The sequence below is a fragment of the Herbaspirillum sp. RV1423 genome (genome assembly GCF_000577615.1).
Taxonomy (GTDB): Bacteria; Pseudomonadota; Gammaproteobacteria; order Burkholderiales; family Burkholderiaceae_D; genus Herbaspirillum.
On the sequence record NZ_CBXX010000008.1, the window covers coordinates 171,324 to 182,763 of the forward strand.

Consider the following 11,440-nt stretch of genomic DNA (forward strand, 5'->3'; position numbering starts at 1 on the left):
ATGGTGTTGTTACGCGATGAAGCGTGGTGGGCGAGGCGGCGTCTGAGGAATCAGAACGTTTCCCATTCGTCGCTCGACGAGGCTGCAGGCGGCTTGCCGATCGCCGGTTTTGCGGAGGCTAGCGCCGGCGCCGTGGCAGGAACCTTCAGCGGGGTGATGGCTTTCGGCTCGCGTGCCTTGACCTGCGCCTTGACCTGCGCCTTGATCGGCGCTTTGCTTACCGGACGAGAAGATGCCGGCGCCGCGTACGACTGGCGGCCCTGGTGTTCCTCGGCGATCTTGAAGATGGAGACGGCATCCTTCAGCGCCAACGCCTGCTGTTCAAGCGATTGGGCGGCAGCGCTGGCTTCTTCGACCAGCGCGGCATTCTGTTGCGTCGCTTCGTCCATATGCGTGACTGCGCGCGAGACCTGATCGATACCGGAACTTTGTTCAGTGGACGCCGAAGAGATTTCACCCATGATGTCGGTCACGCGTTGCACCGCGCCGATGATTTCGCTCATGGTCTCGCCGGCCTGGCCCGCCAGTGAAGAACCGGTTTGCACGCGATCCACCGACAACATGATCAGGTCCTTGATCTCCTTGGCCGCACTCGAAGAACGTTGCGCCAAAGCGCGCACCTCGCTGGCCACCACCGCGAAACCACGGCCCTGCTCGCCGGCCCGCGCTGCTTCCACTGCCGCGTTAAGCGCCAGGATGTTGGTCTGGAAAGCAATGCCGTCGATGATGCCGACGATCTCGGTAATCTTGGTGGAGCTATCCTTGATTTCGTCCATGGTCGTGACGACGCGGCTGACGACATCGTTGCCGGCGCTGGCAATCTGCGATGCATTGACGGCCAGCGTCGACGCCTGGCGCGCGTTGTCGGCATTGTGCTTCACGGTGCTGGTCAGCTCATCCATGCTGGAAGCGGTTTCTTCCAGCGATGCCGCCTGCTGTTCGGTGCGGGACGACAGATCGAGGTTGCCGGCGCTGATTTGCTTGGTTGCCGTTGCAATGGCCTCGCTGCCCGTGCGGACCGTCGAAACCGTCTTGATCAGGTTGTCCTGCATTTTCGACAAACCGGTCAGCAAATGGCCCATTTCATCGGTCGACTGCACGTGCACGCGATGTGTCAGATCACCCTCGGCAATATCGTCGAAATGCTTGAGCGCCTGCTCGATCGGGCGCGAGATTGCGCGGCGCAGGGAAAACCAGCTATAACCCGCAATCAACAGCCCTATCACCACGGCGGCGATGGAAATCATGCGGAAGTTTTCGTAGCGGTTCAGCGAATCCTCATAATTCTGGCGCGCTGCATCGGTTTCATATTCGTTGAGCAAGGTACCGCTCTTTTGCATCGCGGTGTACACCGTGCCCAGCACGCGCGCCTTGTCGGAAATCTGCTGACGATCGCCGCCCTTGATCGCGTCACGGAATTCATCGACAGCCTTCTCGGTCTTCGTCAGGCCATCGGTCACGTCCTGCACCAGTTTCTTGGCCCGCTCGCTCTGCGGCAGAGCGGCATATTTCGCCCACCATTCCAACGCCTGCTTACCGACGTCGGCTTCGGTCTTGTACATCTGCTGAGCCCATGCCGGGTCTGTGGTCAGCGCAGCCTGATCCAGCGAAGTGCGCTGGCGGCCGACCCACAGCAAGGTGTTATCGGCGGCAACGGTTTTCGGCATGCGCACCTGATACAGCTCGCGATTGATCTTCACCACCGTGGACATGCCGAACAAACCGGTCAGGCCGATGGCGAGAAGCAGAACCGACAGGATGGCCATAGCCACCGCCAGGCGCGACTTGATTGTGAGTTTAAATATTTTCATCGTGAGATTTCTTAGAATGAGAGCGATTGTTATTGACTGTTATTGACTGTTATTGCTTCCTCGGGAGCTGCTCTTCCTGGCAAGCATTCATCAATGAAAATTTTCCTATGCCGAATCACGTCGCGCGCTGATGATTTCTTGTCGATATCGCCGTGCGCAAGACAAACGAACCGATGTCTGTCCGCATCTGGAAGCCAAAAGCATTTTCAGTAGCTGATTAACGGCAGAGAAAATGATGTTCTGAAGTAATTTTTTTGTAAATTGAAAAAAATTTACACTTCGACAGATCGCTCTTTCCTTAAAGACAACAAATAGTTCTTTGCGCAAACGACCAGGTGCCGCGTCAACCACCAGAACTCATCTCACGCCTATTGATGAAATGAGTTCTAAATGGTAACGCGATGAGGAGCCGAATCACGTCGGCATGCAAAACAATTCCTGAGTTACCCCACATTTTTCATCAGTTATTTCCAGGCGATGAACATGCTATTGCATAGCGGGAATAAGGCGACAACTTTACACTTGCGCCGCGCCAACGAGACTTATGAAATCAAGAGATTCCGGTGAGTGAAATAGCTGGAACGCATTCATGAGCAGGTCCCTCATCCAGACAGGAAGATTGCCCAAGGTAAAGTTCCGTCGATTTTCGCCGTCAATGAATATCCGAGATCATTCAATCCTCGCTCAGGCCAGTGCGAGCGAAAATGACTGACATCGATGAATAATCGATTCACCATTACAATTTCGTGCAACGACAAAATCTGTCGATTTCACAATACCAGCAGCCCCCCCCACCTCGGAGAGGAACATGAAAAAGATCAATCTCAATCTCAAAGACGAAGTATTCGACTCGCTGGAGCGCGATTTCAAAAACTTTGTCCGTTTATCGCTGAAATGCGACTCGGGATTTCTTTCCCCCTCCTTCGACAGTTTTTTGTTGGCGAAATTATCCGACAACTCAACCTTCCTGACCGAGGAAGCTGTGCAGCATCTGATGCTGTCAGGTCAGTATGCGTGGGCAAAACGTGCGCTCGACAAGGATTTCCCCGACGTTGTCGCGATCCTGATTTCGCAGGCGTCGAACTACGGCTTCCATATCGCCGTGCGCCACGACTGGACCTCGGAAGAATTGTCTGCGGCATCCAAGGCGTGGGCCGCCGCCATCGTCAAACAGGCCAAGGGCGATGAATCCCAGATCGACATACTGGCGGCACAGATCAAATCTTCCGCGGTCAGCATCTCGACGGTCGAGGAAAAGCTGAGGACGCCGGCGTGGCGACTCGCGCATTCGCTGGCGCAACAATTGCACGACACCAAGATAGCTATCGAACACGCCAGAGGAGCGGTCGCCCAGGAAAAACTGGGGGCGCTGCGCAGCCTCCTGAGACTGGGAATTGCCTACGGTACGGTCAAGGAAGAGGAAAGACTGGAAATACTGAACCAACTCCGCGCGAAAAAGCCCTATCTGTTTCCGGAAGAAGAACTCGGATTCATCGACCGCGCCATTGCCTGGTGGCGCAGCGTTTTTGCGTAACCCCTCCGGCCTGATCAGCAACAAGGTGCGCCGCGCACGCACGCCATCTTCCAGGCGGGAATTGCCGACGACAGCTTCCGGGCTTGTCAGCTTTGTCATCCGGAGACTGGTCGCGGCATAGCCGCTCGGCTCCGCCACCTTCTCCGGTTCCCGCCCCAGCCGGAAACTTCTTCCCCGTAATCGCGCCGACGCAACGCGACCGCGCTCCATCTTTGGGAGCACGGCGCCATCCGCACGCATTCTGTGCGCGTCGCCGCCGGTTGACGGCGCGCTGACCCGGCCGGACCTGCGGCCGCCAATCCCGCCTCGACGAAGCGCCCGCCCCGCTTTCCCCTCTCCCTGGCTTCATTGGCCGGGGGCCTGGCATGCCTTCTGCTTATTGCAATGCATTATGCATTATGCATAGTTAACAAAAGACAATATTTCCAATCCATCTGCCGACGGCAACGTCGCCACCTTTTATGGAGCAAATGTTGGAGAACCGCCTTGAAGTCAACAACCTCAGTCACGCGTTCATCAAGTCGAACGGCGAAGAGATCCGGATTTTCCAGAATCTGAACTTCACTGTCGGCGAGGCCGAAATCGTCGCCATCGTCGGCCGCAGCGGCGCGGGGAAAAGTACGCTGTTCAACCTGATTTCCGGCCTGCTGACGCCCAGCGCCGGCAAGATTTCATTGGGGCCGAGGGAAGACGGCACGCCCGGCAGCATTGCCTACATGCTGCAGAAGGACCTGCTGCTGCCGTGGCGGACGATCCTGGAAAACGCCGTGCTCGGCATCGAGCTGCATCGCACCGTGACCGATGCCGACCGTGTGCGCGCCAAAGCGATGCTGGGCCGTTACGGCCTGGAATCCGTCGCCGACGCCTATCCCCACTCCCTCTCCGGCGGCATGAAGCAACGCGTCGCGCTGACCCGGACGCTGCTCGCCAATCCGACCGTGGTGCTGCTCGATGAGCCGTTTTCCGCGCTCGATTACGAAACCCGGCTGATGCTGGAAAACGATGTCATCAGCCTGACGCGCACCGATCGCACCAGCGTCATCCTCGTCACGCACGATATCGATGAAGCGATTGCGATGAGCAACCGCATCGTCGTGCTGGGCGGACGTCCGGCCAAGATTACGCGTGAGGAAAAAATCATCCTTTCGGTCGATGGCGAACGCGACGCGGTGACCGCACGCGGCGCGCCGGAATTCCCGCTGTTCCACAAGGAAATCTGGAATGCGTTGCGCGCCAGCGATGTCGCCCACGCCGGCATCTGATCGGAGAAAGGTATCCCATGAAAAAGAATAACGGCGCCACCATGATCGTGACCACCATCCTGGTTACCCTGGTCATCCTCTGGCAAATGGCGGCGCAAGCCAACCTGATCAACGGACAATTGCTCGGATCGCCGCTCGGCATCTATCACTCCGCGGTGATCGGCGTCACCAAAGGACAACTCCTCTATGACACCTGGGTCACCCTGTTCGAGACCCTGCTCGGACTGGTGGTCGGCAGCGGCCTGGGCATCGTTCTGGGACTGGTGCTGTGGTTTTATCCGCGCACCTCGGACATCGTCGAACAGTTTTCCATCCTGCTCAACAGCATTCCCAAGATCGCGCTCGGCCCGCTCATCATCATCTGGTTCGGCTCGGGCATGATTTCCAAGATCTGGCTGGCCGGCATTTCGACGTTCGCGGTCGCCATGATCTCTTCCTGCGCCGCGGCCCAGGAAGTGGACCGGGATCTGCTGAATCTCTTCAAATCGTTCAAAGCCCAGCGGGCGATGATCTTCAGGAAACTGATCGTACCGGCGTCGATTCCGTGGATCTTCTCCATCTTCCGGATCAACATCGGCTTCGCCCTGATCGGCGCGGTGGTGGGCGAATTCATCGCGTCCGAAAACGGATTGGGACATGCGGTGTTCGTGGCCGGTTCGCTTTTCGATCTCAACAGTGTCTGGCTCGGAGTCATTATCCTGACTTTGATGGCGGCAGTTCTCACGTGGGTTGTCCAACTAATAGAAGAAAGGGTCGTTTCATGGAAAGTAGAACAATGAAGTACGTCCGGAGCCTGCTCGGTTCCGCATTGATCGCAGCGTCCTGCCTTGCCGCCCCGAGCAGTTTCGCGGCGGAGAAGGCGGTGATCTACCAGGCCTTTCAATCGATCCAGTATCTGCCGCTGTATGTGGCGATGGACGAAGGCATTTTCACCAAGCATGGCCTTGAGGTGCAGAAGGTGACGGCAGGCGGCGGCGCCCAGGGCGTGGCCGCGGTGATCGGCGGCCACGCGGATTTCTCGCTGCAGGATCCGATGACGGCCGTGCTCGCCAATCTGAAGGGCGCGTCGCTGGTCAACGTGGCGATGGTGGTCTCCGGCGTTCCGGTGTGGATGGTGGCGCCGCCGAATTCGCCGATCAAGTCGATCGACGATCTCAAGGATCAGACCCTCTCGGTCGCGCTGCCGCCGTCCACCAGCACTTACCTGCTGCAAAAGCTGCTGAAGGACAAAGGCTTGTCGAACGTGAAGCTGAACACGGTGGCAATCGGCACCGAACTGTCGCCCGTCACCGCCGGTCGCGCGGCGGCGGCCGTTCTGTATCAGCCGCAGGTGGAGCAGGCGCTGGCGAGCGGATTCAAGATCGTGTACGACTTTGCCAAGCAGTACGATGGCGTATACGCCTTCTCGACCATCGACACCCTGAAATCGACCATCCAGAAGCGGCCGCAGATGGTGCAGAGCTTCGTCAGCGCCATGGCCGATGCCGAGAAGCTCATGCGAAGCTCGCCGGAAACGGCATATCGCGTGGCCGTGCAGGAATTCCCTTCGCTTGAGAAGAACGTGGTGGAAGCTGCAGTGAAGCGCTTGCTGGATCAGAAAATCTATCCGGCGACGCCGTCCATTTCCAGGCAGGCTTTCCAAAGCGGCCTGGATCTGCAGGTGTATATCGGTAATATCAAGCAGGGCGAAGTGACCTACGACAGCGCAGTCGACAACAGCTTCGCCGAAAAGGCGAGCGCCAAGCCCTAAGACTTGCATGGGACAGGCCGGGTCGCGTCATTGAATCCGGCCTGTCGCCCGCGGCGGGGGCGGCGATCCTGCCGCCATCCCGGAACGGGGTATCTTATGAAGGCCGCTTATTTTGAAGAGCAGAACATGACCAGACAAAACACCAAAGAGACGACATCCACCCGCCTGGACCTGGCGATTGCGACGGCGGACAGCATCGACGGACAACTGAAGGCGTTCACCTGCCGTCCCGCAAGCTATCCGTCCGGTAACGACATCGGCAGCGACGGCGCACTTCGCGGCGTCCCGGTCGCGGTCAAGGATCTCATCGACACCGCGGACATGCCGACCGCCTACGGATCGAAGATCTTCCAGGGACATCAGCCCCGGAAAGACGCATGGATCGTCAACAAGCTGCGCGAAGCCGGCGCGGTGATATTCGGGAAAACGGTCACGACCGAATTCGCCTGGCGCGATCCGGGCGCCACCGTCAACCCGTGGAACCCGGCGCACAGTCCGGGCGGATCGTCGAGCGGTTCGGCCGCCGCCGTCGGCGCCGGCATCGTCGATATCGCACTGGGAACGCAGACCGTCGGCTCGGTCATCAGGCCGGCATCCTATTGCGGCGCGGTGGGCTACAAACCCACTTATGGACGCATTCCCACCGAGGGCGTGCATCCGCTCGCACCGACCCTGGATCACCTGGGCTTCATCACCTCCAGTTTCCATTGGGCCGCCGTGTGCCACGCGATCGTCGTGCAAGACCGCCCCTTCGATGTATCCGCCGACGCTTTCGCGCGCGGGGAAAAGCCGCGCAGGATCGGTATCTACCGTTCGTCGCAATGGGCGCATGTGGACAGCGAAGTGCAGCAGAACTTCGACGCGACGGTGCGCCGGCTGGAGTTCTGCGGCGTGGAATGCGTGGACGTCGATCTCGGCATGGATATCCGCGACATCAATGCGCTGACGAACGGCATCCTGGCCTATGAAGCCCGGCAAAGCCTGTACGGCGACATCAAGGACGCCGGCGAACTGGCCGGACCGTATACGCGGGAACTGGTGAAACGCGGCGAGACGGTAAGCGACGACGACTATGCGAATCTGATCGGACAGATCAAGCAGGCGCGCGCAACACGCGACGCGCCTTTGCGGAATCTGGACGCCATCATGACGATCACCTCCCCCACGACGGCGCTCAAGGGGCTGGAAAAAACCGGCGACGCCTCTTTTTGTGCGCCGGCGACGCTGCTCGGCTTGCCTGCCGTGACGGTCCCGTCGGGCATATCGACGGCCTTCCTGCCGTTCGGCGTGCAACTGATCGGACGCGCCAACGAGGATCTGGCGCTTCTGAACATCGGCCAGTGGTTCAGCAACGTCCTGCCTTCGATCAGGGCGCCGTCGCTGACGTTCACGGCATCCTGAGGTCTCCGCCCTGCACCGGCCAAACCGGCCGGCGCAGGCGATCAACCCGGACAGGGCTCGCTCGCACTCACGCTGTTGATGAAATGAGTTCTATAATTCGCGCATGCCGAAAGCCTTTAAAACAATCGAACAATACGTTCTCAGCCTGCTGAGAAACGACATATTGTCCGGAAAATACCAGCCCGGAGACAAACTGCGGCAGGACGAAGTCGCCAGACGTTTCGACGTCAGCACCACGCCGGTGAGAGAGGCGTTCCGGGGCTTGCGCTCGGAAGGCCTGGTTTCGATCGACGCCAACAAGGGTGTCGTCGTCAAGGGTCTCACCGTGAAGGATGTGGCCGAGATCTACGAACTGCGCATTGCGCTGGAACCGCTGCTGGCGAAGAAAGCCGTCAGCTCGATCTCGCCCGAGGCATTGCAGGCCGCGCGCGCAATCCACGAAGAGATGTGCGCTTCCGACGATCCGCATCGCTGGTCGTCGCTGAACCGGGAATTCCACCTCAGGCTGATGAAGAGCGAAGAGGATTCACGACTTTACGACATCGTGAAAAACCTGCTGGTGGTGGCCGAGCCTTATGTGTCGCTCTCGATATTCATCCATCCCCAGATCCTGCAAGCCGACAACGATGAGCACGGCATGATCCTCGACGGTTACACGAAGAAGAACGGCAAGCAGGTCGAAAAGATCGTCAAGCAGCATCTGGAACAGACGCTGGCGGCGATTCAGGATTCCGTCGACGAAGAGACCCTGCAATTGAGAACGCCGGCCAGATAAGATAAGAGCAGGCCGAACCGCAAATACGCCTTGCCGAACCCGCAGCGGTTGGGTCGGCGTCGCTTCGCGCGAAATCACGCCTCGGATACTCTCGAGGGGTCCGGCAGCCAGATGCGGAAAGTCGCGCCCTGCCGGATCTGCGTGTCCAGGATCAAGGTGCCGCCCAGCATTTCCACCAGCCGCCGCGCCAGCGCCAGGCCGAGGCCGCTGCCCGGATTGCCGCTGGCGGCGCGGCCGCGGAAGAAGCGCTCGAAGATCAAGCCCTGTTCATCTTCAGGAATGCCGGGGCCGTCGTCGGCGATCTCGATGCGCCAGCCGTCCTCCTGCATCGCCGCGCGCAACCTGACCGTGCTGCCCGACGGCGTGTATTTGACCGCATTGTCGGCCAGCGTGCGCAACACCAGCCGCAACAGATCTGGATCCGACCAGATGCGCGAGGGCATACCTTCCTGCTCGAGGATGAAGCGATGCCTGTCGGCCAGCGGCTGGGCGGCCGCGATCGCGTCTTCCAATAGCGGCAGCAGGCTGACATCGGTCGGCGCCGTCCCCCGCGAAAGCACGTCGAGACGGTTGCTGCTCAGGTAAATGTCGAACAGCGACGACAACCTTTCCGACGCCTGGCGGATCTTCTCCAGGCGCATCAGCGCCTTGGCCGATGCCTGGCCGACATCGCGCGTCAGGTTCTGGGCCGTGGCGTCGATCACCGCCAGCGGCGTGCGCAGTTCGTGCGAGACCGTGGCGATGAATTGCCGCTGTTCTTCATAGGCGGCCCGCTCCTGCGCCAGCGCATGCTCCACCGTCGCCATGGCCTGCTGCAGATCTTCGGTGCGCGCCGCGACTTGCTGCTCCAACTGCATTTCGGTTCGATGGGATATCTCGAGGAGTTTCTTCTGGGCGGCGTCCTTGGCCGCGCGCATCGCGTAATAACGGCGGCTGATGGCGTAATAAATGATCAGAAAAAAAACCAGCGACGCGATGACGGCGGAGTATTCCGTGATCCAGTTGCGTTCGATGTACCCCAGCCGCAGCAGGAACTGCACCATCAGGCCGACAAACATCAGCACGCCCGTGATCAGGAACGCATAGCGGACTTCCTGGACGCTGTCCAAAGCCGGCTTGACCAGCAGGGCGAAGGTCAGCGGCGCCACGAAAAAGGTCAGCGCCACGGACAGCACGCGTATCGTTTCGACATAACCGGCGATGAGCACGCCGGCGGCCACCAGCAGCGAGAATATTCCGACGGCCCCGAGATACCGGCGCGTCAGGCGCGGATAGCGCCGCGGCATGTCGAGAAAGCGGAACAGGAAATCGACGCAGGCATACAGGCTGAACGCGATGATCAATCCGAACGCCGTCCTGGCCCATAACGGATGTTCGGGAAATGCGTACTGGAACAACAGGCCGGTATCGCCCAGCATCAGCAGCATGCAGCAGAAGACATAAACGCCGAAACTGCGGTACACGCCATCGCGCAACGCCCGCTCGAACCAGAAACTGGCCAGCACCAGCATGGCGTAGACGCCGAGGTAAAGCCCGAACGCCGTCTGTTCGCGGCCGACCGCATCGAGGAATTCGGCCGGTTGCCACAACGTCAGGCGTGGAGCGACACTGCCGCGCGTTTTCACCTTCAGGTAAAACACCTGCGGCCGCGTACTCCAGACATGCAGCTTGAACATCGGATTGCGATAGCGCAGGTCGCGCTGCGAGAACGGTATGGCGCTGCCGGAAACGTATGCGCTGTAGTTGCCGTCGAAGTCGGGAACATAGAGCACCGCGCGTTCGATGGTGTTGGGCTGCACTTCCAGCCACCATTCCTGGCCGCGCCGGGGCGCACGCTGCACCTCGAAGCGCAGCCAGACGGTGGCGTCCAGCAAACCGGCGTTCAGATCGCTGTCGAGATGGGTGAAATCGCGGCGGTGCGCGGCATCCGAGACATCGCGGAATTTCAGCGACTTGGTGGCGTCGATCAGCACCGATACGTGGCCCCGCAGGTCTTCCCGGCCGTGATCGAGGAACAGCGTCCGCATCGGCGCCTGCGCCGACGCAGCCCCGGCGGACCCGCATGCGACCGGCAGCGTCCACGCCAGGAACGACATCAGCAACGACAGCAGGAATCGTACGGCAGCCGGCATGGGGTTCAGTTCGACCGAGTCGGGTTGACAACAAAAAAACGGCACGCCGTCCTTCGCGAGGAAGGGCGGCGTGCCGCGACGGCATCCGGACTATGTTCGTTCAGAACGTCGCCAGCGCATTCAGGAACCAGCCCCGGCTGCGATACGACAAGTCGGTCAGGTCATCCGAAAAATTGGTGAAATTGTAGCCGACACCCATCTTTACGTGCTCGGTGACGTGCCGGTAGAGGCCGACCAGGTAACCCGAGCGGGCGTCGCCGGCATCCTGCGCGCGCAGGCGACGCGCTTCGATCAGGGCGTCCCATTCCTTCACCAGATGCAGGTCGGCGCGCAACACCCACAGGTCGGCGCGGCTGGAGAACCAGTCGCCCTGGGTCTTGGACATGCGCAACTGGCCCAGGCGCATGCCGTACTTGGCGCCGACCGAGAGCCACGGCAGCACGTCGTAGGTGGTGTCGATATTGAACACATGGCTCTTTTGCGTATAGTCGAGCGCGCTGCCGGTCGAGGTGCCGCTGGCGTTCAGGCCTGTGCTGTCGACCTGGCCCGCGGACGGCAGGTTGTAAAAGTAGGTGTACTTGAACAAGGTGTTCCAGCGATCGTTGTCGACCGGACGATAGGCCGCGCCCATCACCGCTTCGGTGTAGTCGCCGTCGTAGAACGCGCCCTGCGTATTGGAGCTACGCGACAGGTTGAACTTGCCGAGCAGGCGCCATGCCGCGCTGAGCTGGTACTGCGCCGAATTTTTCCACAACCAGGTGCGGCGGTTGTTGTC

Annotated in this window: 8 protein-coding genes and 1 pseudogene; 6 read left to right on the plus strand and 3 right to left on the minus strand. The window is 59.9% G+C overall.

Annotated features, from left to right (window positions below; genetic code table 11):
• Positions 1-50: 50 nt before the first annotated feature.
• Positions 51-1,811, minus strand: coding sequence for a methyl-accepting chemotaxis protein (locus RV1423_RS11075; protein WP_034296453.1), 1,761 nt, complete (start codon positions 1,809-1,811; stop codon positions 51-53).
• An 808-nt stretch (positions 1,812-2,619) separates the two neighbouring features.
• On the opposite strand from RV1423_RS11075, the gene RV1423_RS11080 reads away from it, so the two are divergent.
• The 6 genes from RV1423_RS11080 to RV1423_RS11105 all read left to right on the plus strand — a co-directional run bounded on the left by RV1423_RS11080 (position 2,620) and on the right by RV1423_RS11105 (position 8,533).
• Positions 2,620-3,345, plus strand: a complete 726-nt coding sequence (locus tag RV1423_RS11080) for a DUF4088 family protein (RefSeq protein ID WP_034296455.1) — start codon at positions 2,620-2,622, stop codon at positions 3,343-3,345.
• Positions 3,346-3,815: 470 nt separating this feature from the next.
• The gene (locus RV1423_RS11085; protein ID WP_034296521.1) at positions 3,816-4,607 is read left to right on the plus strand and encodes an ABC transporter ATP-binding protein; all 792 of its coding nucleotides are present in this window, start codon (positions 3,816-3,818) and stop codon (positions 4,605-4,607) included.
• A 17-nt stretch (positions 4,608-4,624) separates the two neighbouring features.
• Complete coding sequence (locus tag RV1423_RS11090; RefSeq protein ID WP_051516630.1) at positions 4,625-5,386, plus strand: ABC transporter permease; 762 nt, start codon at positions 4,625-4,627, stop codon at positions 5,384-5,386.
• On the plus strand, positions 5,383-6,357 hold the full coding sequence (locus RV1423_RS11095) for an ABC transporter substrate-binding protein (protein WP_034296460.1): 975 nt from the start codon (positions 5,383-5,385) through the stop codon (positions 6,355-6,357). The genes RV1423_RS11090 and RV1423_RS11095 overlap by 4 nt, the downstream gene beginning before the upstream one ends.
• Before the next feature lie 126 nt (positions 6,358-6,483).
• Positions 6,484-7,758: an amidase gene (locus RV1423_RS11100; protein WP_034296524.1), complete on the plus strand. Its 1,275-nt coding sequence runs from the start codon at positions 6,484-6,486 to the stop codon at positions 7,756-7,758.
• A 103-nt stretch (positions 7,759-7,861) separates the two neighbouring features.
• Positions 7,862-8,533 (plus strand): GntR family transcriptional regulator, encoded by a 672-nt coding sequence (locus RV1423_RS11105; RefSeq protein ID WP_034296462.1) that lies wholly within the window; start codon positions 7,862-7,864, stop codon positions 8,531-8,533.
• A gap of 74 nt (positions 8,534-8,607) precedes the next feature.
• Here RV1423_RS11105 and RV1423_RS11110 read toward each other — a convergent pair whose 3' ends face one another.
• Both RV1423_RS11110 and RV1423_RS30375 read right to left on the minus strand, forming a co-directional pair.
• A complete protein-coding gene (locus RV1423_RS11110) occupies positions 8,608-10,665 on the minus strand; it encodes a sensor histidine kinase (protein WP_034296465.1) in 2,058 nt (685 codons plus the stop codon).
• A 100-nt stretch (positions 10,666-10,765) separates the two neighbouring features.
• Positions 10,766-11,440, minus strand: a pseudogene (locus RV1423_RS30375) (OmpA family protein); the annotation flags it as partial.